Raw genomic sequence first — 21398 nt, forward strand, 5'->3', positions numbered from 1 at the left:
CCAAAGGCTGTTTTCTGTAATCAATGTTGCCCTTTATAGATGTTGATTTCCGCTCCAGGATGCTCGCTTTCCACGGGGCGTGCGGTGAGCCACCTCGCGCTTTGCGCCATTAGGAGTCTCACCTGTCCCGCTTATCCCGTAGGAGTCTCGCATCTTGCTCTACCATCAACTAGTCAAAGAAGCCTACTCAACAAAAAAATGTTGAAATGAGCCTATCCAAAAGATTGTGGCTTTTTTCATCCTGCAGCGGAAATCAACCATTTACAAGAGCGACAAAGATTGCCAAACAGCCCCCAAAAAAACAACATCTATATAAGTGAGGATATCTAATGAAAATTATAGCTGTTAGACATTGTAAGGCAACAGGACAAGAAGTTGAAGCGCCATTAACGGAAGAAGGCTTGCAGCAATCAAAGGAACTTGCACGTTTTCTTAAAGGATATCAATTCGACTGTGTAATATCGAGTCCTTTCAAGAGAGCTGTAGATACCATAAAACCATACGCCGAATTAACTCATACCGAAATTAAAACAGATGAACGGTTGGCCGAGCGAATACTTTCTACTCAAACAGATCCAGATTGGGATTGGAGATTTCATTTAAAACGTACATATAATGATGAGCATTTAAAATTTCCTGGCGGAGAGTCTACATTCGAGGCAAAACAGAGAGTTCAGTCTCTCATACAAGAACTAAAGGATGCTGGCCATAATTCTGTATTGCTTGTAACGCATGGAAACTTAATGAGTTTATTAATTAACCACTACGAGCCGTCCTTTGGATTTAAAGAATGGGAGCTCTTAAAAAACCCTGATGTATTCATGATTGATATTCAAAATAATGATGTAACCAACTTGTGGGTCGTTTAAACTGGTACATAATTCCAGACCCCCAACCCTCCTACAAAAGTCCCGAAACATGTACACGTAAGATAATTTATTAGGAGGGGAAACATCTTATGAAAAAATTAGTAGTAGCATCAGTATTGGGCGCTTCCCTATTCGGTGCAAACGCAGGAATCTCAGAAGCGGCATCTACATGCCCATTTGCTTCTTTAAATAATAATCAGCCACAACAGCAGCAACAAATGCAAGCTGCTCCGGCACCAGCACCACAACAACAAGCTCCAGCTCCACAGCAAGAGCAAACAAAAGCTCCAGCTGAGGCGGCACCAAAAGCTGAAACAAGTGCAGAACTTACTGCAGATGAGCAGCAAATGCTTAATCTTGTAAACCAAGAACGTGAAAAGCAAGGTTTACCAGCATTAAAAGCTGACCCAGAATTAACAAAAGTAGCTCGTGTTAAAGCAAAAGACATGATCGACAACAACTATTTCGATCACAACTCACCTACTTATGGTTCTCCATTTGATATGTTGAAGCAGTTTGGTGTGGAATATAAGACAGCTGGCGAAAACCTAGCAGGAAACTCTTCTGTTGACGGTGCTCACACTAGCTTAATGAACTCTCAAGGTCACCGTGAAAACATCTTAAAATCTGACTACACAAACGTTGGTATCGGTGTAGTTGACGGTGGACAATACGGTAAAATGTTTGTTCAATTATTCAAAGGGTAATATACACTTATAAAAAAAGCTTTCCCGATCCGGGAAAGCTTTTTAATTTTGCTGATTTATGGGCAAAGAGATAATAAATTTTGTTCCAATCCCTTTTTCGCTCTGTACATCAAGCTTGCCGTTATGATGTTTAATAATGTTATTACTGACCATTAAACCCAGCCCTGTTCCTTCATCCTTAGTTGTGAAAAAAGGTTTTCCGATCTTTTTTAAAATCGATTCTTCCATACCGCATCCGTAATCACATATTTGTATCTGAATATAATCTGAATGCGGACATAACTTCATCTTCACATCTATCTTATTCCCTATTGAAGAAGCCTCAATCGCATTTTTGATAAAATTTATAAAGACTTGCTTTAATTGCATAGGGTCACAAAACACATACGGAATTTCATCCTCAAAGCTTGTTAGGATCTCAATATTTTTCATGATTGCCTGTGTGTTCAATAAATCAACAGTATCCTTAATAATCGCTTCAATACTTGTCTTTTCAAAGTTCTGGGTATTACTTTTTGATAATACAAGAAACTCTTTAATAATATGTTCAATCCGGTCAACTTCAGACAAAATAATGGATAAATATTGATTGAAGTCATTTGTTTGATTTTGAATCAGCTGAACAAATCCCTTCAATGAAGTGAGAGGATTTCGTATCTCATGTGCCACTCCTGCCGCGAGTTCTCCCACAACATTCAGCGTTTCTGCTTTCAAGAGCTTTTGTTCCGTTAATTTTTGATCTGTAACATCTTTAAGAATCGTTACATGCAAAAAATCGACCATATCTTTTTCACAAGAATATTCAATTTCTTTTAGATAACCTTCAGGCGTTCTATATCGAAACTCCCCTGAGATTTTTTTGCCGTGCATAACCTCTCTCCATTTTTTATGAATAACATCTCTGCCATTTTTCATAAAAAAGGTCTCGGCATTCTTTCCTATCAAGTCTTCTCTGGATAGTTCCAATAACTCACAGGCTCTTTCGTTTATTTCTGCGATTTCCATATTTGAACGGCATAAAATAATGGCCTCAAGTGCATGGTTAAACAATTGTTTAAATTTATTATCACGAATATTCTCAGACTGGTCTTTTAAAGACACCATGTAAGAAGTGCCAATAACTTGATTCTCACCTGAAACAGGATACAAAGTTGTGCGGACTGTATGAGTTGCTACTTCTATATCTGCTGTCTGCGTTTCTCCGGAGAAAGCTTTTTCTATTTGAGGCGTCCAGCTTGATACTAGTTCTTTTGAATGCAGTTCATAAAGCTTTGTCCCAGGTGCTGGTCTATCGGAAACCCCAAGAGCATCATACATCCCTCCAGAAGAATGAGTAAAAATATAATCACCTTTGTTCTCTCTTTTTAGTCCAAATAGATGGATGGGACAATGTAAAAGTGTACTGTGAAATTTTGCAATACGTTTTATATCAATTTCCTCATATTGCTTGTTCATTAAGCAGTCCCCTTCGCTTACATAATCTGATACGGGTATTTAGCACAATTAATAATTCTGACATTCAATAAGTTCCCTAATACCTTAATTCGACAAAAAGAAAATCTTCCCTATTGGTCAACTTTCCCATTTTTTAAAAATGAGGATACAGGTCTTTTGGATTACTTTTCGCATTGAAACTTTATTAATTAAAATAAAAAAACCTCTGTCAAAAATCCACAAAGGTTTTACAAATAACTCTTTTTAATTCATTTTCTGTATTTCATCTTCCACAAACTTATAGTCCATAGGTCCTATATGCATCTTCGTGATGGTTCCTTCTTCATCAATAAAGTAGCTAGTTGGTATCGAGACCGCTCTGAACTGTTTTCCAGTTGTATTTTTTTCATCGAGCGGGATTGGAAAAGCAAGTTCATATTCTTTTACAAAATCCCTGATTTTATCAGGTTTTGTTTCAGAGTATTCTAAGTTAACTGCAAGGATCTCGACATCCTTCTGTTTATAATCTTGATAAAACTTCTGCATTTCAGGCATCTCTTCACGGCATGGCGGACACCATGTTGCCCAGAAATTTAATATTACTTTTTTCCCCCTATATTCTTTAAGGGAGATTTGTTTTCCCTCAAGGGTATTAAGTGTAAAATCAGGCGCCATACTTCCTGGTTTCAAACCGGTATTTTGTTCAGCTGGTATTTGTTTTTTTGCTTCTTCACTTTCTTTTTGTGATGTATATAATGCAAGTCCAATTAATCCTGCAAATATAAGTGTGAGAATAACCGGCTTGAGTTTCAAATGAATCCCTCTTTTCACTTTTGTTTATCAACTTTCATCATATCAAAAACAGCCTTCTATTGTCTTTTGCTGGTGCCGCTTTGTTAAACAGCTGTTTAAAATTTATTCCCCTAAGTGTGTTTTTCCATCATTTATCATTAAGTTTCCCCTTATCTTTCCGATATAAAAGAATATCTAAGCATACACGAAATTAGCTACAGAAATAAAAGATAAAGTGGGGAACATCTTATGGATCGCTCGAGTTTAATAGGGGTTATTCTTGGAATTATTGCAATCGGAGTCGGAATGGTATTAAAAGGTGTCAGTCCGGTTTCTTTACTCAACCCTGCAGCACTGTTAATTATTTTTGCTGGTACTGCTGCAGCCATTCTAATCGCATTTCCTATGAGTGAAATAAAAAAGATACCAGCATTGTTTAAAGTGCTTTTTCAAGAACAAAAACTCATTGATATGAAGGATCTTGTAACGATCTTTATCGAATGGGCTACAATCGCCAGAAAAGAAGGTCTTCTTGCCCTTGAACCTAAAGCAGAAGAAGTAGATGATCCATTTTTACAGCAAGGGATCAAGATGATCGTTGACGGACAGCCTCCTGAATTTATTAAAGACGTGCTATTAAAAGACTTAGAAACAATGGAAGAACGCCATGCTTCTAATGCTACAATTTTCACGCAAGCTGGTACTTATGCTCCTACTCTTGGTGTATTGGGAGCTGTTGTTGGGCTTGTTGCTGCATTAAGCAATATGGCAGACATCGTTGCACTGGGTTCTGCGATTTCGGCAGCATTCATCGCAACATTGTTCGGGATCTTTACCGGTTATGTACTTTGGCATCCATTCGCCAATAAATTAAAACGCAAATCAAAGAAAGAAGTCATGATTAAAGAAATTATGATTGAAGGATTGCTTTCTATTCAAGATGGAACATCACCAAAAATATTAGAAGAAAAGCTTTTAACATATATTCCGACTAGTGAACGCGACCAATACAAAGCGGGTGGTACAGTTGGCTAAAAAGAAAAAGCATCACGAAGATCATGTAGACGAGTCATGGCTCATACCCTATGCTGACATGCTTACATTGCTTTTAGCTCTATTTATTGTTCTATTTGCAATGAGTGAGATTGATGCCCAAAAGTTTAAGCAGATGGCAAGTGCGTTCCGAAATGAATTTACAAGCGGAGCGGGTGTAATGGAGGAACAGGCGCCAATCCCTACTCCAGATTCAACGCCGATTCCTGATGCTGCAAAAGAAATCATATCGAAGGAAGAAAAAGAACGTCTAGAGGATGCTAAGAAAGAACTTGAAGCTCTAGAAAACTTGGAAAAAAGAATCAATGCATTCATTCAGGCTAACAATCTTACAACAAGCCTTCAAACACAGCTAACCGAAAACGGCCTCTTGATCACCATTTTAGATAATGCCCTGTTCGATTCCGGAAGTGCAACAGTTAAGCCTGGGTCCAGAGAGATCGGCAAGAAGCTTTCTGATCTCCTTGTTACGAACCCTCCGCGCAATATTGTAATTGCAGGACATACTGACAATGTGCCGATCAGTACAGCTAATTTCCAATCCAACTGGGAGCTCAGTGCATTCCGCGGAATTAACTTTATGCGAGTTCTTCTAGAGAATCCCGCGTTAAAACCAAAACAAGTAAGTGCAAGCGGATATGGAGAATACCGGCCAAAAGCTGATAATAAAACAGCTGAAGGCAGAGCGAAGAACCGCCGTGTAGAAGTTTTGATTCTTCCGAATGTAAGCTTACAGGCAGTGAAATAAAACTGAGGGTTTCTCTGTAGACCGGAGTTTCGCTCATAAATCTCAAGAAGCGCTCATAAATCTCGAGAAACGCTCGTAAACACGAAACAGCTGGTCCGTGAAGGTGGATATCTACCACTTACGGCCAGCTTTTTTTAATATTAATAAGGTAATTGCTCCTTATCCAATGTTTTGCCTGTATTATAGCTATCTAAAAAGTGGATACGCTCAAGCATTGTTGGATGGCCATATAAGAACCACTTCACAATTTTAGGCGGATTCACCTCACTTAAAGATACAGTTGCCAGCTGCTGAAAAGCGCCTACTGCTGCTTTAGGATTCTTTGTCATCTGAATCGCGTACTGATCAGCATCCCGTTCTGCTTTTCTGGAAACAGCATTTTCCACTGGAGATACCGCAAAGCTAAGGAGCGAAAATATCAGAAGCAAAGCAGGAAGAGCGGCGAGGTCCCCCACTCCTTTAACACCCCACGACTCACCGTATTTCTCAATCCACTTGCGATAGATGATATTACCAAGCCACAAGCCCAAGAAAGATAGAACAATCGAAGAAATCAGATTCCAATACAGGTGATTCATCACATAATGTCCGATCTCATGAGCCATGACAAACAACACTTGGTTATCACTTAATTTATTTAACGTAGTATCCCATAAGACAATTCTCAAGTTAGAACCGATTCCGTTAACATACGCGTTTAAGGCGTTCGTCTTTTCAGACATATTCACTTCATACACATTTTCAGCCGGTATATCCGCTTTGTCCGCAATGTTAAGGATTTTTTCTTTTAAAGCTTCATCCTGCAGAGGATAGAACTTGTTGTACAATGGATCAATTACGACAGGCTGAATAAAGTATAAAAACACCGTAAAAGGAATGGAGAGCAGCCATGCAAACAGCCACCATTTCTTTTCATATTTTTTGATCAGCAAATACATGACTCCAACCATAAGCGTTGTCAGTGCCCAGCTGATCCAGAAATCCACAAGACCATCTCTCATCCAGCTGTGAAAGGATTGGACAGATATGTTATAGCTTTTTGATACTGTAAAGCTGTAATAGCGGAGCGGGAATGTTAACACCCAGCTTGCAAACGACAGAAGCAATACATAGACCGCCGTATGAACGATCGAAAATTTTGTTAGTCCGCTTGATGCTTTTCGAAACCATTTTGACAGTCCAAAACCTAGAACAAATAAGTAAATCATCCATTCGAGCGGTACAGAAATAAAGTACAAAAAGTCCTTTATCCTTGAGAAGTCAGTACTCAACTCCAGCTCTCTGTCCGTCATAAACATTGCCGGGTCTGCCGCAGATCCCTTAAGGTCTACAGGCAGTGCCGAATCGGCTCCGTGAAACAAGTAGTACCACATCAATGAACAGTATATGCCAAAGCCCAGCATAAACCACATGGATTTTTTCAAAACACATGCCCCCTTTTATACCTACTATTAATTGTAAGGGGATTTGTCCAATTTAGAACAAGTCATGAGATAATTTTTTATAAAGCGTTCGTCAAGGTAGGAATAATTGTAAGATTTTCGTGTTCAACTTCTATACGGTTAGGCTGTATGTAGATTGCTTTTAATCCCATTAACAGGGCCGGTGCAATTTCATTAATAAAATTATCACCGATTGATACGGCCTCATGCGGCTGCACACCAAATTCGTCCAGGATGGTTTGCATCTTTTCTTTTGTTTTTAAAGGCTTGTGACCTTCTGTAAAAAGAGAATGAAATATTCCGTCTAGCTCAAGCTCGTAAAGCAATCTTTTCACATCTTCTCTTTCACTGTTCGTGAGCAGGACCAGCTTCTTTTCCTCTTTTAAACGAATCAAGCCGTCTCTCAGCCCAGGTGTTTTTGTTAAATTAAACTGATCTGTAACCATATATTCTTTCGTAGCGTTATAACATTCCCACGTATCACTTTGCTTCAATCCAAAATGCATAGCTGTCGCATATGGGAGCCACCAGCCGTCACCAATTGCAATCAAGCGTTCAAAATCATATACGAGTTCACCAGCATATTCCTGTTTTATTCTTTCTGCCGGCCAGTCTTCCCCATCAAATGAAGTGACCTTTGTTACCTGAAGAGTCATAGGATCAACAGTTACACTCGCATCGTTTTTAATATCATATACCTTCCCAATCCCAACAGGGTGTGTCCCTTTTTTCATTTTTTCATATGTATCCCAGAAAGCCTGTCTCTTATCTTCAGCAACTCGCTGCTGCATCAGCCTGCAATAATAATCAAAATGATCTGTGTCTTCATAAAGAGTTCCGTCTAGATCAAAAATCAGCAGCTTTGCTTCATCAATCAAGTGTTTCATGCTGAACACCTCCTGCAATTATTGTAGATTTCTGCATTATAAAAAGTAAAGAAAAGTACATTGACAGGAATTTACTAATCCTGTATGTTATAAGTGTACTATATAGAGTAATACACACATAGTATTTAAAGGTGGGATAATATGATTTTAAATTTAGATCCCCGAAGCAATACACCAATATGGGAGCAAGTCGTCCATCAAATTAAAGAGCTGATTTTGAAGGAGATCCTGCAGCCCGAAGATAAGTTGCCTTCGGTAAGAGAACTATCAGGAACATTATTGATAAATCCAAACACAGTAAGTAAAGCGTACCAAGAACTGGAGCGGCAAGGCATCATCGAGACCCTGCGGGGAAAAGGGACTTTCGTTTCTGCTTCCATAACCCCCAGAGCCGATGAGCAGAAGATTGCCGAAATGAAGCAGCAGATCAAACAGCTTGTCATTGATGCTTCGTATTTAGGAATCGACCAGCAAACGTTGGCACTATGGATAAAAAAGTTTTCTGAAGAGCTTGGAGGGAATAACGACCATGTTAAAAATGATTAATGTTAGTAAAAAGATAGATGGACGCCAGGTTTTAGAACATGTCAATATTACTCTTGAGCCAGGTATGATTGCAGGCATTGTCGGCCGTAACGGAGTTGGTAAGTCTACTTTGCTCAGAACACTTGCGGGAATTCTCGACCCAGACGAAGGCGAAGTATCATTTAATGATATAGATATCCACCAGCAGCCTGGAGTTAAGCAAAAGCTTACTTATGTTCCTGATTCTACTGAAATCTTAAAAACTTACAACGTTAAAGAGATTGTGAAACTGTATGATGCAATCTATGAAGACTTTGACGTTATGTATTTTTACTCATTAATGGATCGTTTTAAGCTCCCAAAAAACAGAAAGCTTAGAACCTATTCCAAAGGCATGAAAGCTTTATTTCTTATGATTCTTTCATTCTCAACAAAAGCTGATTTTTTTATTTTGGATGAACCGACAAACGGATTGGATCCGATCGTAAAACGAAATATTCTTCAATTTATTATTGAAGAAGTAAGTGAACGTCAATTAAGTGTTCTTATTTCCACTCATCACCTTGAGGAAGTTGAAAAGATTGCTGACGTGCTCATTATGATGAAGGATGGTCAGATTGAGTCTACCACTTCAATCGAAGACGCTAAATCATCCTTTAGGAAAGTTCAAGCCGTTTACAAACACTCTCTACCTGAGAAAATTGCAAACTTAAACAACGTAACTATTCTTTCTCAAACCGGTAGAGTGTATACGCTAATGATCAAAGGCAATATCGAGGCGACGATTGAAAAGATGCAGCAAGAGCAGCCTTTATTGTTAGAAGAGCTTCCGATGACACTTGAAGATATATTTATCTCATCGCTTGGAGGGGAATCAAATGTTTCATAAAGCATTATGGATGAGAAACCAAAAGCTTGCAGCTCCAGCTGTTTGGGCAGTTTACCTATCTTTATTCTTTTTTCTACCATTCTCTTTTTTCGGAAGAGCACAAAGTCTTCAAACACAAGCAGAGAAATTTAATGATACACAATTAAACTTTACTTTTCATGGTGTTGAAATCGCTTTGTTTTTGACACTTATTCTTGTTGGATTCGCCTCATTGCTGTTAGGACAGGAGCGAACCACTCATTCTACAGATCTTACATTCTCACTTCCTTTTAAACGAAAAGATATTTTTCTTTCAAAATGGATGTTTGGTGTTGTACATATTACAACAGGACTGTTAATTAACCTATTGTTATGTATGCTTATTATACGCTTCACGATTTTACATGTAATTGCAGATGCGTCATTTTTGCTCCATTTTATGGCGCTCGTTATACCGTTTTCTATTGCCATATTTACTTTCAGTTTATTTTTTGGAACTATCGCTGGCAGCATTGTATCTCAGTTTATTTTAAGTTTGATATTCCTTTTCTTCCCAATCGGTTTCTTCTCTTTGATCGGAACATTTCTGATGTATCACGGGATTGAATTAGATATGATGTATGATGTAAACGGCAGATTTAACTCGTTCGGAGATTTTATTTCAATAGCTACACTGCCTGTTCCAATTTTCGAATTCGCTTATTATACTGATGTTGTTACAGAAATTGATGGCTCGGTAATGGATTACACCAGAATGCCAGATTATCTAGTATTGCTTTCACCTCTTCTTTATTTTGCGGTTACGTTCCCTCTTGGAATCTTGTTTTTTAGCCGTACGAAGAACGAGAATAATGGCAGATTACTGGTTTTTGAGAAAGGTAAAGGATTCTTCAGTGTAGGAGTAGTAGTTTGCTTTGCACTTGCATTCGGCATGGCGGGCGGCGGCATCTTCGGATCTTATGATCAGCCTTCATTACTTGGCTATTATTTTTCCGCAGCCATTGGCGCAGTCTTAAGTTACTTTGTATTAAGAAAAATCATGAATATTAGACTGGGGTTAAGCAAATAAGTTTAGAGCGGATTACTTCAGCTCTTTTTGTTGAAACTGAAAAAAGCAGCTGACATATATGCCAGCTGCTTTTGTTTATCGTCCTTTTTTCACTTCATTCAACAGGTCTGGGAAGTTTGTGAACATTCCGGTTACGCCCCAGTCGATCAGCTTCTGCATTTCTTCTTTTTCATTTACTGTATAAGGATGTATTTCCAGTCCGTTTTGAACGGTTTTCTGAACATACTCCTTGTCGATCATAGCACTGTTTGGTCCGATACCGACTGCATACTGTTTAATAGCTTGAACTTCAGCATCAGAAATGGCAGCTGGTGATGTATACCACATTAGCTGTACTAGTTTTATAGAGGGGTCAATCTCGTTCATTTTCAATAAACTTGCAGAGCTGAATGACTGCACAAGTAATGTATCTTTATTAATTCCGTATTCATCCACCATCTCTGCGAGTTTTTCTTCCATCCCAGGATAGACCTCAGGCGACTTTGTTTCGATATAATAATTCGCATTCTTTCCGAATGTTTGGAACACTTCTTCTAACGTCGGCACTTTAAGACCCTCATACTCAGGGTTTGCTTTTTCCGGATATTTCTCATTGAACCAGCTGCCTGCATCAAGTTCTTTAATTTCTTCAAGCGTGTAATCTTTAACCTGTCCTGTTCCATTCGTAGTACGGTCAAGTGTTTCATCATGCATGGCGATAAGCTCACCGTCTTTTGTCATCTGAAGATCTACCTCTATGTAGTCCCCATGCATTTGTTCACCCATTTTGTATGCAATTAAAGTGTGTTCCGGTGCATAACCAGAAGCACCTCGATGTGCTACATTTAATATTTCTTTCTCTTTTTCAGCTGCATCTGCTGTAAATCCTGATCCCATAACTGTAAGGCTTAACGCAAGAGCCCCGATAGTCGCTTTGAACATGATATTACACTCTCCCTTTGTTGTCAGTGAAGTACTCTCTCACATTAACAAGGGAGTTTGAAGAATTGTTTACACCTGCGTAAATCCGATGTAAAGAAATTATTAATAAGGGCTCTTCTCTAATCCTGGAACGGAAATTAACTCCTTTCAAGAGCTACAAAGTTTTCGAAAACAGCATAAATAAAAAAGCCAGCTCGACATTTTCGAACCAGCTTCTGTAAAAGTTATATTATTTTTTTTCTAAAAATCTTTGAATAGCAAACGCTACTCCGCTTTCGTCATTCTCTTTTGTTACGAAAGCAGCCATATCTTTTATCTCGTCCACCGCATTTCCCATCGCGACAGGAAATCCTGCAATTTCGAGCATCGAAACATCATTGTAGTTATCACCGATTGCCATCGTATTTTCCAAAGGGATTCCATTTATTTCTGCAAATCTTTTTAGAGCTACACCTTTTTGTGCTTCACTATTTGTAATCTCCAAGTTATTATCAGCTGACGAACTGACTGCTAGATCATCAACCGCTTGCAGATGCTGAAACGCACGCTGCAATTTATCGTTATCACTTGAAAAAGCAAGAAACTTATAGACCTCTATATCCTTTTGATCTAAAAGTTTTTCAAAATCTCCTACTACACTTACAAGTCCTAAACGAAAACGGCGTAAAGCTGCCTTTTGAACGTCATCATCCGTTGCTTCAGGATTTGAAGTAATAACAATATCTTTCATAACCTCATAGGCTTTTTCACGATTATCCGTATACGTTCCCTTACTTGTATACAGTTCGTAATAGATGTCCTCTTTATCTAGAATACTTTTGATTTCTTCATATTGTGAGAACTCTAGAGGTGTTGAAGAAAGAATCTCCCATTCAGCAGACCTGATTTCTGCTCCATTCACACAGATAAGAGGCAGATGCAATTCTGCGTCTTCTAATGTATGTCTTGCTTCATCATAAGAACGCCCTGTTGCGATCACAACATGATGACCATCTTTTACCGCTTGTGAAATGACCTCACTGTTCTCTTTTGTTACTTTTAACTGTTTATTAACAAGTGTTCCATCCATATCGATTGCGATCAGCTTCATTAAAAATCATCCTTTATTGCTTAGTCCATTAGTAAGTTTACCCATAAGTGAAATAATTCAAATCAACTTAAGTGTTTTAAAAAATTGGCTTTCTAAAAGTTAATTGCTTTTAAGTATTTTGTTCATTCCCTTCACTGACAAGTTGGTTGGAGTGGAAGGTTCGAGATCCTCGAAAATGAAAATCAATTTTCTTCGTGCGATGCATCGCTGTCGTAGCCTTCCTTGTCCTGCGGGACGAGCGGTCAGGTGAGACCACTCAAAGGCGCAAAGCGGCGAGGGGGCTCACCGTACGCCCCGCGGAAAGCGAAGCAACCTGGAACGGAAATCAACTTCTTACAAGAGCAACAAAGTTTGCGATAGCAGCAAAAAAATAAAAAAAAGAGCTTTAGAAGCTCTCTTTTAAAAACATTCTTAGTATTAATCTTTGTAGATAAATGATTGTACCATATCCGTTACAGCGTGGAAAATTTCAACGGCTTGAAATGATAATACAGAAAGAGCTGAGATAGAAAATAAACCTATAAGTACAAATCGAATTAAATGAGGCATCATTAATCTCCTCCTTTTACTTGTAATTATACGCCCACTGATTTCTAAAAATCAATTAATTTGGTTAATTATTCATAAAGTAAAATTATGACAATTGTCTACAAAAAGGTATAACCGTATAAAACTAAAATCGAGGCTAACACAACGATAATAACATTAAGGTTTAGCCATGCTGCAATAAAAGCAGCTGCTGCTCCTATGACACCATACAACACAGAATCCGGATTAATCGTCAGCACACCTGGGAATATGAGCGCTCCCAAGATAGCAAACGGAACATTTTTCAATATCCCCTGTACTCTTGGATGCAAGTTATTTGTGTGAAACATGACGAGTGGAAGCATTCTTGGAATGTACGTAACAAGGCCCATTCCAATAATAACCCAAATCAGATTATCATTCATTTCTCCCATCCCCCTTCACAAAAAACTCAATTGAAACGGCTGCGATCAATGTAGATAAAATTATTCCCCACCCGCCGCTAAGAAAAGGGATAAATGAAAATAAAGAGTTCAGGACTGCAGCTGTTCCTGCAAGAGCAATGACTTTTAGGCTTTTTTTAGCTGCAGGTACAAGCAATGCGATAAACATTGCATAAAGTGCAATACCCATGCTGGCCTGAAGTGATTCGGGCAATCCCGAGCCCATCACAAACCCTGCACCTGAAAAAACTACCCAGGAGCTATATGCTGCTATACCAAGACCTAATAAATAGCTTCCCGTTATCTTTTTTTCTTGAGAAGTTGCGGCTACTGAAAAGGTTTCGTCGGTAATAAAAAAAGCATAAATGGCTTTAAGCCATTTTGGCTCATCTTCGGCACGCTCTTTCAGGGAAGCACTCATCAGTAAATGACGGATGTTCATAATAAAAGTCGTTAGAATAAGTTCAGCAGCCCCGCTTGCGGCAGCGATCATAGATAAAGCGATATATTGTGAAGCACCAGCAAATACAATAATACTCATGCCAACCGTTTCAAAAAGGCTTAAACCGGCTGCTTTGGCAAGCAAACCGAATGTAAAAGCAACAGGCATATAGCCAATTGCGATTGGCAGTCCAGCTTGAATACCTTTTTTCCAAAGACCATGGGTTTGCTTGCTAGAAATTGCCGGATTAGGCAGCATTGTCTTCATCTCCATATTCGTGTGTGATTTGTGCAGGAATTGTGTATAAATTGAAAGGGGTCTGTCCCGGGGACGGACCCCCTTCAATTCTCAAACAATTTATTTACCGCCAGTGATTGTTCGCAAAATAAGGTCTACACTATCAGAGGCTTTGAAGCTCTCCATGTTTTGCTGCATGTTTTCTTTATCAACTTTAAGCTGTTTTAAAGACTGCAGAAGCGTTTCTTTTGTTAAATCTTCTTCGTACAGCACGTGGCAAAACCCTTGTTTCTCAAAGGATTGTGCATTCAAAATCTGGTCACCGCGGCTCGCGGCTCTTGTCAAAGGAATTAACAGCATCGGAATTTTAAGTGTCAGCCATTCAAAAATACTGTTAGAACCTGCACGTGAAATCACAAAGTCTGTTGCCGCCACTACATCCGGCAATTCTTTTTGAATGTACTCAAACTGGCGGTATCCTTCTGTATGATTTAGATTCTGATCCAAGTTTCCTTTTCCGCATATATGAACAATCTGATAAGAACGGAGCAGCTCAGGGAGAGACTCTCTTACAGCTTCATTAATTTTGCGGGCACCTAAGCTTCCTCCCATGATCGTTAACACTGGCAAGTGGCTTCTAAATCCTAATAAAGATAGACCTTTCTCACTTGATCCTTGCAGCAGCTCATCACGGATAGGTGAACCAGTTACGATGGCTTGCCCTGAAGCAAAATGCTTTTTAGCTTCATCAAATGTCACAAAAATTTTAGAAGCAAATTTAGATGAGATCTTGTTAGCAAGTCCTGGCGTAATATCCGATTCATGAATGTATACAGGAATCTTTCGCAGCCATGCCGCAATAACTACAGGCACTGCCACAAATCCTCCTTTAGAAAATACTGCATCAGGCTTGATTTTACCAAGTTTCAAATAAGCCTGGGCCACACCTGCGGCCACTTTAAACGGATCTTTTATATTTTTCAAATCAAAATAACGCCTTAATTTACCGCTGGAAATACCATAATAAGGTACATTCGTTCCTTCGTCTATTAAACTTTTCTCTATTCCATCAACAGAACCGATATAGTGAAGGTCCCATCCCATTTTTTCTAATTTAGGTATTAATGCTAAATGCGGAGTTACGTGTCCAGCAGAACCACCGCCGGTTAAAACTAGTTTCTTCAAACTGCATTCCTCACTTCTTTGTCTATCCGCACACTGCAACGGATTTAATCTTATCGCCATTTTAATATATGTTGCTAAAAAAAGAAAATAGCAGCTGTATGTTTCTTTACTTTAAAACAGCTGTTTAATATCTTTCGAAACAATATATAAAAAAGCGGCCAATAGACCGCTTTTCTTAGACTGTACTTTTCTCTTTTTTCCGTGCTGGCGGAACATGAATCGCTTTTCCGCTCACACTTTCAATAGCCTCAAGCCACGCTTCATTTAAAGCTGGATGTGCATAGACCGGATAAGCTAGATCCTCCTCACGCGCAACCATCTCTAGTGCGTAAGTACCTGCTTGAATCATATCAACAGCACCTGCACCCATCATGTGAATTCCGAGAATTACATCTGTCTTTGCGTCGATTACCATCTTCGCAAGACCTTCTTTTTGACCTAGAATAGAAGCAAATCCGTTTCCGCTCATTGAGAACTGACCGGTTTTAACTTCATATCCTTCACTCTTTGCTTGTTCTTCCGTCAAACCGACTGTTGCGATCGGCGGATTTGTATGCACCACATAAGGCACTAAACTCAAATTGAACGCCGAAGGTAGGCCTGACATATGTTCAGCTGCTGTTTTCCCTTGTTTGATTGCTTTTGAAGCGAGCTTCATGCCAATCGTACAATCACCTGCAGCATAGATATTGGATACACTCGTCTGGCTGTGCTCATTTACGGCGATAAATCCGTTCTCATCACGTTCCACATTGATTGCTTCGAGCCCAAGTCCCTCAACATTTGGTGAATAACCGGCTGCAAAAAGCACATGAGAAGCTTCTATAGAAACTTTTTCTTCTGCATCCTTTGTCAATGTCACTGCAACAGTATCAGCCGTTTCCTCTGCACTTTCCCACTGATGATTCTTGAACACTTTAATCTTATTTTTCTTTAAAACTCGCAGCAGTTCTTTTTCAATACCGCTGTCTAAGCTGAATCCATCAGCTGGAATAATCAATGTAACATCACTGCCAAGCTGTTTATAAGCCATTGCCGCTTCCAATGCAAAATAGTCTTCACCATAAACAACGAGACTCGCTGGCAGCTCTTTCAACTCCCATAAAGTATGAGGCGTCATTACACGGTTTGATAATTTTGCCTGTTTCGGCAATAACGAATTGCTTCCCGTCGCAATCAGTGCATGTTCAAATTCATACATCTCAAAATGGTGGCCTGAATCGATGCCGATTCTCTCACCTGACATAAAGGAAGCTGAACCTGTTAAGTGCTCAATCTTATTAACTTTAATAAGTGCTTCAACACCTTTTTGCAGTCCTGTTACAACAGAAGAATAGTAGTTTGTAAATGTTTCATATTCGAAATTTGCTTCAGGTATAGATATTCCCATTTGCTTATAATGAGACAGCCCGGAAAAGTTAGCCGCTGTTTGAGTTAAGCTTTTTGAAGGGATGCACCCTTTATGAAGGCAAACGCCTCCAAGCTTTTCTTTTTCAATCAGTGTTACTTCGAGTCCCAGCTGGGCCGCACGGATCGCAGCATGATACCCGCCAGGTCCTCCTCCGATAATAACCAGCTGTCGTTTTGTTGCAAAATCACCTACAACCATCTATATCAGCTCCAGTGTCATGAAGTAAGGGTTCTCGATGAGTTCTTTTACACGGTTCGTGAACATAACAGCAGTCGCGCCATCCGCTACACGGTGGTCAAACGACATAGATACATTCATCATCGAACGAATCACGATTTCATTGCCAACGACAACAGGTGTTTTCTTCGTTTTATGAAAAGCCATCAGCGCAACTTCCGGATGATTAATAATCGGTGTTGCCGCGATTGATCCGAGTGGCCCAACGTTCGAAATCGTAAATGTTCCGCCAGTCATATCTGATCCTTTTAGCTTGTTTGTTTTCGCTCTTGTGATCTTATCTTTCATATCCACTGCAATGTCTCTTACGTTGCGCTGCTCCACATGTGAGATAACCGGTACGATCAAGCCTTCATCAGAATCGGTTGCGATTCCGATATTCACGTTCTTCTCAAGTCGGATCACTTCTTTTTCTTCATCAAGCTTCGCATTGAAAATCGGGAAGTCCTTCAGAGCGATCTGAATCGCTTTTACGAAAAATGCCGCAACAGAAACGTTCATTCCACGCTTATTCTCTGGGTCCATCGTTTTCAGCTGCTTCTTCAGATCCATTACTGCTGTTACATCGATTTCTTCAAAGTGCGTAACATGAGGAATTGTCGCAAGAGATTGAACCATCTTTTTCGCGATCTGTTTTCTGCGTCCTTTAAACGGAATCTCCTCTGAACCTTTTGAAGTATATGAAGGTGCTTCTGTCTTACTGTCGTCTGCAGTATGGTCTGCAGCTTTCTCCTTAACTGGAGAGGCAGAACCATTCTCAATAAAGTTATAAACGTCCTGATCCGTAACGCGTCCGCCAGGTCCAGTGCCGAGGATCTGTTCGATATCAACACCGTTTTCACGTGCGATCTTTCTTGTAAAAGGCGCAGCGAGAACACGCTTGTTAAGCGTAGCGATTCCACCTGCAAATACTGTATTCTTAGGTGCAGCTACGATCTTATCTACTACAGGCTGTACCTGAACGTTCGCAGGTTCTTCTGCTTTTTTATCAGATGGTTCTGATGAAGACGCTTCGATCGTTAATATAACAGATCCTACTGTCACAACGTCTCCTTCTTTTACTTTGATGTCCTTAATGGTGCCGGCTGCAGGTGAAGGAAGTTCAGCGGTCACTTTATCCGTTTGCACTTCGACAAGCGGCTGGTCGATCTTAACCGTATCCCCCGCTTTTACGAAAAATTGGATGACTTCCCCTTCATGCATGCCTTCTCCAATATCATGCAGTTTCACTTCTACCATTTGTTCCACCTCCTAAAATTGAGTGACTTTCTCGATTGCCTGAACTACACGATCTGCACTCGGCAGGTAGTGGTCTTCAAGAGCGAACATCGGTACTGGTGTATCAAAACCAGTCACACGCTCAACAGGTGCTTTCATGTATAAGAATGAAGTATCGTTAATCAGTGACATGATCGTCTCACCTAGTCCCCCAGTTCCCGGTGCTTCGTGTACGATAACAGCGCGGCCAGTCTTCTGGACACTCTCTGCAATCATGTCTTTATCAAGCGGATAAAGTGTGCGAAGGTCGATCACGTCACACTTTATGCCTTTTTCCTCTGCCGCTTTAGCTGCTTTTGTCACAACATCGATCATCGCACCGTATGCAAAGATCGAAACATCGCTTCCCTCTTGCAGACGTGCAGCTTTTCCTAGAGGAACATTGTACTTTCCTTCAGGCACATCCATCTTTGTGCTTCTGTAGCATCGCATCGGCTCAAGGAATAGAACCGGATCCGGATCTTCAATTGCAGAGATCAGCATTCCCTTTGCATCATACGGATTAGACGGAACAACAACCTTCATTCCAGGCATTCCAGTAAAAAGTGCTTCAACGGAATCAGAGTGGATTTCAGGTGCTCGCACTCCTGCTCCAAACGGCGCACGAATAACCATCGGCACTGTAAAAGCTCCAAGCGTTCTTGCACGAATTCTCGAAGCGTGTGTCATGATCTGGTTAAAAGCCGGATAGATGAACCCTAAGAACTGCATTTCAGCGATTGGTTTAAACCCGTTCATCGCAAGACCGATCGAAGTACCAATTATTCCAGACTCTGCAAGCGGTGTATCGATTACTCTTTTCTCGCCGAACTCTGCAACCAGTCCGTCAGTTGCCCGGAATACGCCGCCATTCTGCCCAACGTCTTCCCCTAACACGATTACGTTTTCATGTTCTTTCATCATGACGCGCATGCCGTCTGTCACGGCTTGAACCATCGTTAATTTTTTCGTATCAACTGCCGTTGTCATTAGCGATCACCTCTTGAATGTGCATATGCTTCTTTTTGGCTTTCAATCGGCCAAGGTTTCTCCGCAAACACATGATCAAATACATCGTTATAATGTGGTGCCGGAGCCTCTTCCATCTCTTTTACTGCTGCTTCAATCTCAGCTGTTAAAGACTCCTGCAGCTCTTCAGCCCACTTCTCATCCCACATGTTTTCATTTTTCATAAAGCGCTCAAGCCGAAGAATAGGATCTGTCTTTTCACGCCTTGTCGCTGACTCGTTCTGGTCTCTGTATTTGGAAGGGTCGTCAGCTGTCGTATGCGCCCCATAACGCCAAGTAACAGACTCGATCAATGTCGGGCCTTCGCCTTTTCTAGCTCGTTCCACCGCAGTACGTGTGTGGAAGTAGACTGCAAACACATCGTTGCCATCCAGACGAACGCCTTCGATCTCATAAGCGACTGCTTTTTGAGCGATCGTTTTACTTTTCATTTGTTTTTCGATTGGAACTGAAATGGCGAAACCGTTGTTTTGGTTAAAGAAAACAACAGGAGCATTGAATACGCTCGCAAAGTTCAATCCTTCATGAAAATCTCCTTCTGATGTTGCACCGTCTCCAAAATAAACGATGGAAGCACGATCCGTTCCTTTAAGCTTTTCAGCCCATGCAGCACCTGTCGCATGCAAGAGCTGAGATGCGATCGGCACTGCCGGCGGGAATATGTTCTTTCCTTCAGGAGGGATACAGCCTTCTTGACGGCCTTTCCAATAAAGGAAAAGTGTTTTTAATGAGTGTCCAAATGTCATCGTCGCCGCATGATCACGATAAGTCGGGAACATCCAGTCGCCTTCCCCCATCGCCAGTGCACTGCCGATCTGTGAAGCTTCCTGTCCTTCAAAAGGCACATACGTCCCAATTCGTCCCTGACGCTGCAGGTTAACACCTTTACGGTCAAACAGACGGGAACGAAGCATTTTTGTATAAAGTTCTTTTGTAAGTTCTCCCGTTATTTCACTTCGGTATGTTTCGTCGTTCCATTCCCCGTTTTCATTAATGATCTGCAATTTCGGAAATAGCTTTTCCATGAATGAATCCCTCCTTAGTTTCGAACCTGCCATTTAGGTCTTCTGTTATGAGCAAAGAAGCTGTTGCGTTTTGAACGGGCTGCTAATTTTTCTTCACAAAAACGGTTAGCCGCTTCCATTGTCGAAATGCTGTTCTTCGTGCTTTCGCTGTAAATCTGGATCAGACTGTCATAGATCGCTCTTGTCTTTGTAAGTACACGCGCTTTGTTTGGTCCGTAAAGTTCATCTGCAACCTGGATCAGTCCACCTGCATTTACGATATAGTCAGGACCATATAGAATTCCTTTTTGCTGGAGGTATATGCCATGCTTATCCTCTAAAAGCTGGTTGTTCGCACTTCCAACAATCGCTTTAACTTTAAGCTGTTCAATCGTCTCATCATGAATGATTCCGCCAAGTGCGCACGGAATAAAAATATCTGCGTCTACTCCATAGATGTCACTGCCTACAACCACTTCAACATTGCCTGGAAGCAGTTCAGCTCTTTCTTGAATCTGCTTCAGAGCTTTTTCGTTGATGTCGGTTACGTAAATTTGTGCACCAGCTGCCAATAACTGTTCTGCAACTTTAAATCCAACTTTTCCTAAGCCTTGGATGGAGTAAGTTTTCCCTGCGAGTTCGTCAGTTCCTTCAAGGGTTTGAATGGTAGCTTGCAGACCGTAGATAACGCCTTGTGCTGTAGGTACTGAAGAATCACCGCTTCCGCCATATTCTTCAGGAACACCAACGATGCAGTTTGTTTCTTTTAACGCATGAACAAAATCGTCTGGCGTCGTTCCCATGTCAGTTCCCGTATAAAAACGTCCGTTTAATGAATCAACGAACTGGCCGAATGCACGGAATAATTCTGGAGTTCGTTCTGTTGTAGGGTCGCCTATAATAACGGACTTCCCGCCTCCAAAGTCAACATCTGCTCCTGCGCATTTGTACGTCATGCCCTTTGAAAGGCGCAGTACATCCTCAAGTGCCTCATCAAAAGATGAATAAGGTCTCATTCTGCATCCGCCAAGAGCTGGTCCAAGGGTTGTATTATGTATTGCGATAATCGCCTTAAGACCTGTGGATGGATCATTACAAAATACGACTTGCTCGTGCTGTGATATTTTTTCAAACATGCTGAATCCCCCTAGTGTGTCTCTATTTCGCTTTGATTCTTTTTTACTTTGCTGCTTTAAAGTGAAAGCGCTTTCATTATAAGT

Annotated in this window: 22 protein-coding genes; 7 read left to right on the forward strand and 15 right to left on the reverse strand. The window is 40.5% G+C overall.

What is annotated here, in order from left to right:
* Positions 1-329 precede the first annotated feature (329 nt).
* Positions 330-869 (forward strand): histidine phosphatase family protein, encoded by a 540-nt coding sequence (locus ACFW35_RS15770; RefSeq protein ID WP_379847088.1) that lies wholly within the window; start codon positions 330-332, stop codon positions 867-869.
* Between the two features lie 89 nt (positions 870-958).
* Positions 959-1576, forward strand: coding sequence for a CAP domain-containing protein (locus ACFW35_RS15775; RefSeq protein ID WP_379847090.1), 618 nt, complete (start codon positions 959-961; stop codon positions 1574-1576).
* A gap of 42 nt (positions 1577-1618) precedes the next feature.
* Here ACFW35_RS15775 and ACFW35_RS15780 read toward each other — a convergent pair whose 3' ends face one another.
* Together ACFW35_RS15780 and ACFW35_RS15785 are read right to left on the reverse strand one after the other, a co-directional pair.
* Positions 1619-3031 carry an ATP-binding protein gene (locus tag ACFW35_RS15780; protein ID WP_379847091.1) on the reverse strand — a complete coding sequence of 471 codons (1413 nt, stop codon included), beginning with the start codon at positions 3029-3031 and terminating at the stop codon, positions 1619-1621.
* 243 nt (positions 3032-3274) lie between these two features.
* Entirely contained in the window at positions 3275-3823 is a 549-nt protein-coding gene (locus tag ACFW35_RS15785; protein WP_379847093.1) for a TlpA disulfide reductase family protein, read from the reverse strand.
* Between the two features lie 228 nt (positions 3824-4051).
* Here ACFW35_RS15785 and motA point away from each other — a divergent pair, with 228 nt between their 5' ends.
* Together motA and motB are read left to right on the forward strand one after the other, a co-directional pair.
* Positions 4052-4837, forward strand: coding sequence for a flagellar motor stator protein MotA (motA, locus tag ACFW35_RS15790; protein WP_066286740.1), 786 nt, complete (start codon positions 4052-4054; stop codon positions 4835-4837).
* Entirely contained in the window at positions 4830-5603 is a 774-nt protein-coding gene (gene motB / locus ACFW35_RS15795; RefSeq protein WP_379847094.1) for a flagellar motor protein MotB, read from the forward strand. Before motA ends, motB begins: the two co-directional genes overlap by 8 nt.
* 140 nt (positions 5604-5743) lie before the next feature.
* On the opposite strand, the gene ACFW35_RS15800 is transcribed toward motB, so the two are convergent.
* Both ACFW35_RS15800 and ACFW35_RS15805 read right to left on the reverse strand, forming a co-directional pair.
* A complete protein-coding gene (locus ACFW35_RS15800) occupies positions 5744-7027 on the reverse strand; it encodes a M48 family metallopeptidase (protein WP_379847096.1) in 1284 nt (427 codons plus the stop codon).
* A gap of 77 nt (positions 7028-7104) precedes the next feature.
* Entirely contained in the window at positions 7105-7932 is an 828-nt protein-coding gene (locus ACFW35_RS15805) for an HAD family hydrolase (RefSeq protein ID WP_379847097.1), read from the reverse strand.
* Positions 7933-8073: 141 nt separating this feature from the next.
* On the opposite strand from ACFW35_RS15805, the gene ACFW35_RS15810 reads away from it, so the two are divergent.
* The 3 genes from ACFW35_RS15810 to ACFW35_RS15820 are packed head-to-tail and all read left to right on the forward strand — an operon-like array spanning position 8074 to position 10394.
* A complete protein-coding gene (locus ACFW35_RS15810) occupies positions 8074-8478 on the forward strand; it encodes a GntR family transcriptional regulator (protein WP_379832715.1) in 405 nt (134 codons plus the stop codon).
* On the forward strand, positions 8462-9346 hold the full coding sequence (locus ACFW35_RS15815; protein ID WP_379847099.1) for an ABC transporter ATP-binding protein: 885 nt from the start codon (positions 8462-8464) through the stop codon (positions 9344-9346). Before ACFW35_RS15810 ends, ACFW35_RS15815 begins: the two co-directional genes overlap by 17 nt.
* Positions 9336-10394 carry an ABC-2 transporter permease gene (locus ACFW35_RS15820; RefSeq protein ID WP_379847100.1) on the forward strand — a complete coding sequence of 353 codons (1059 nt, stop codon included), beginning with the start codon at positions 9336-9338 and terminating at the stop codon, positions 10392-10394. The genes ACFW35_RS15815 and ACFW35_RS15820 overlap by 11 nt, the downstream gene beginning before the upstream one ends.
* Before the next feature lie 75 nt (positions 10395-10469).
* Here ACFW35_RS15820 and ACFW35_RS15825 read toward each other — a convergent pair whose 3' ends face one another.
* From ACFW35_RS15825 to ACFW35_RS15875, 11 genes are all read right to left on the reverse strand, one after another.
* Positions 10470-11315 carry a glycerophosphodiester phosphodiesterase gene (locus tag ACFW35_RS15825; protein ID WP_379847102.1) on the reverse strand — a complete coding sequence of 282 codons (846 nt, stop codon included), beginning with the start codon at positions 11313-11315 and terminating at the stop codon, positions 10470-10472.
* A gap of 229 nt (positions 11316-11544) precedes the next feature.
* Entirely contained in the window at positions 11545-12405 is an 861-nt protein-coding gene (locus ACFW35_RS15830) for a Cof-type HAD-IIB family hydrolase (RefSeq protein WP_379847103.1), read from the reverse strand.
* Between the two features lie 417 nt (positions 12406-12822).
* Positions 12823-12957 (reverse strand): hypothetical protein, encoded by a 135-nt coding sequence (locus tag ACFW35_RS15835; RefSeq protein WP_379847105.1) that lies wholly within the window; start codon positions 12955-12957, stop codon positions 12823-12825.
* A 95-nt stretch (positions 12958-13052) separates the two neighbouring features.
* On the reverse strand, positions 13053-13358 hold the full coding sequence (locus ACFW35_RS15840) for an AzlD domain-containing protein (protein ID WP_077363327.1): 306 nt from the start codon (positions 13356-13358) through the stop codon (positions 13053-13055).
* Positions 13351-14076, reverse strand: a complete 726-nt coding sequence (locus ACFW35_RS15845) for an AzlC family ABC transporter permease (protein ID WP_379847106.1) — start codon at positions 14074-14076, stop codon at positions 13351-13353. Before ACFW35_RS15845 ends, ACFW35_RS15840 begins: the two co-directional genes overlap by 8 nt.
* A 99-nt stretch (positions 14077-14175) precedes the next feature.
* On the reverse strand, positions 14176-15240 hold the full coding sequence (locus tag ACFW35_RS15850) for an undecaprenyldiphospho-muramoylpentapeptide beta-N-acetylglucosaminyltransferase (protein ID WP_379847108.1): 1065 nt from the start codon (positions 15238-15240) through the stop codon (positions 14176-14178).
* Positions 15241-15415: 175 nt separating this feature from the next.
* Entirely contained in the window at positions 15416-16849 is a 1434-nt protein-coding gene (gene lpdA, locus ACFW35_RS15855; protein ID WP_379847109.1) for a dihydrolipoyl dehydrogenase, read from the reverse strand.
* Positions 16850-18127 carry a dihydrolipoamide acetyltransferase family protein gene (locus ACFW35_RS15860; protein ID WP_379847111.1) on the reverse strand — a complete coding sequence of 426 codons (1278 nt, stop codon included), beginning with the start codon at positions 18125-18127 and terminating at the stop codon, positions 16850-16852.
* Positions 18128-18139: 12 nt separating this feature from the next.
* On the reverse strand, positions 18140-19135 hold the full coding sequence (locus ACFW35_RS15865) for an alpha-ketoacid dehydrogenase subunit beta (RefSeq protein WP_379832706.1): 996 nt from the start codon (positions 19133-19135) through the stop codon (positions 18140-18142).
* A complete protein-coding gene (pdhA, locus tag ACFW35_RS15870; protein WP_379847112.1) occupies positions 19135-20199 on the reverse strand; it encodes a pyruvate dehydrogenase (acetyl-transferring) E1 component subunit alpha in 1065 nt (354 codons plus the stop codon). Before pdhA ends, ACFW35_RS15865 begins: the two co-directional genes overlap by 1 nt.
* A 14-nt stretch (positions 20200-20213) precedes the next feature.
* Entirely contained in the window at positions 20214-21314 is a 1101-nt protein-coding gene (locus ACFW35_RS15875; RefSeq protein ID WP_379847114.1) for a Leu/Phe/Val dehydrogenase, read from the reverse strand.
* Positions 21315-21398 lie beyond the last annotated feature (84 nt).

This window comes from Fictibacillus sp. NPDC058756 (genome assembly GCF_042746035.1).
GTDB lineage: Bacteria > Bacillota > Bacilli > Bacillales > Fictibacillaceae > Fictibacillus.

Coding starts and splice junctions, on each gene's coding strand:
- lpdA (WP_379847109.1), bottom strand. CDS start 16,849: ATGGTTGTAGGTGATTTTGCAACAAAACGACAGCTGGTTATTATCGGA.
- ACFW35_RS15830 (WP_379847103.1), bottom strand. CDS start 12,405: ATGAAGCTGATCGCAATCGATATGGATGGAACACTTGTTAATAAACAG.
- ACFW35_RS15770 (WP_379847088.1), top strand. CDS start 330: ATGAAAATTATAGCTGTTAGACATTGTAAGGCAACAGGACAAGAAGTT.
- ACFW35_RS15835 (WP_379847105.1), bottom strand. CDS start 12,957: ATGATGCCTCATTTAATTCGATTTGTACTTATAGGTTTATTTTCTATC.
- ACFW35_RS15820 (WP_379847100.1), top strand. CDS start 9,336: ATGTTTCATAAAGCATTATGGATGAGAAACCAAAAGCTTGCAGCTCCA.
- ACFW35_RS15810 (WP_379832715.1), top strand. CDS start 8,074: ATGATTTTAAATTTAGATCCCCGAAGCAATACACCAATATGGGAGCAA.
- ACFW35_RS15845 (WP_379847106.1), bottom strand. CDS start 14,076: ATGCTGCCTAATCCGGCAATTTCTAGCAAGCAAACCCATGGTCTTTGG.
- ACFW35_RS15780 (WP_379847091.1), bottom strand. CDS start 3,031: ATGAACAAGCAATATGAGGAAATTGATATAAAACGTATTGCAAAATTT.
- ACFW35_RS15825 (WP_379847102.1), bottom strand. CDS start 11,315: ATGTTCAAAGCGACTATCGGGGCTCTTGCGTTAAGCCTTACAGTTATG.
- pdhA (WP_379847112.1), bottom strand. CDS start 20,199: ATGGAAAAGCTATTTCCGAAATTGCAGATCATTAATGAAAACGGGGAA.
- ACFW35_RS15805 (WP_379847097.1), bottom strand. CDS start 7,932: ATGAAACACTTGATTGATGAAGCAAAGCTGCTGATTTTTGATCTAGAC.
- ACFW35_RS15815 (WP_379847099.1), top strand. CDS start 8,462: ATGTTAAAAATGATTAATGTTAGTAAAAAGATAGATGGACGCCAGGTT.
- ACFW35_RS15840 (WP_077363327.1), bottom strand. CDS start 13,358: ATGAATGATAATCTGATTTGGGTTATTATTGGAATGGGCCTTGTTACG.
- motA (WP_066286740.1), top strand. CDS start 4,052: ATGGATCGCTCGAGTTTAATAGGGGTTATTCTTGGAATTATTGCAATC.
- ACFW35_RS15865 (WP_379832706.1), bottom strand. CDS start 19,135: ATGACAACGGCAGTTGATACGAAAAAATTAACGATGGTTCAAGCCGTG.
- ACFW35_RS15875 (WP_379847114.1), bottom strand. CDS start 21,314: ATGTTTGAAAAAATATCACAGCACGAGCAAGTCGTATTTTGTAATGAT.
- ACFW35_RS15860 (WP_379847111.1), bottom strand. CDS start 18,127: ATGGTAGAAGTGAAACTGCATGATATTGGAGAAGGCATGCATGAAGGG.
- ACFW35_RS15775 (WP_379847090.1), top strand. CDS start 959: ATGAAAAAATTAGTAGTAGCATCAGTATTGGGCGCTTCCCTATTCGGT.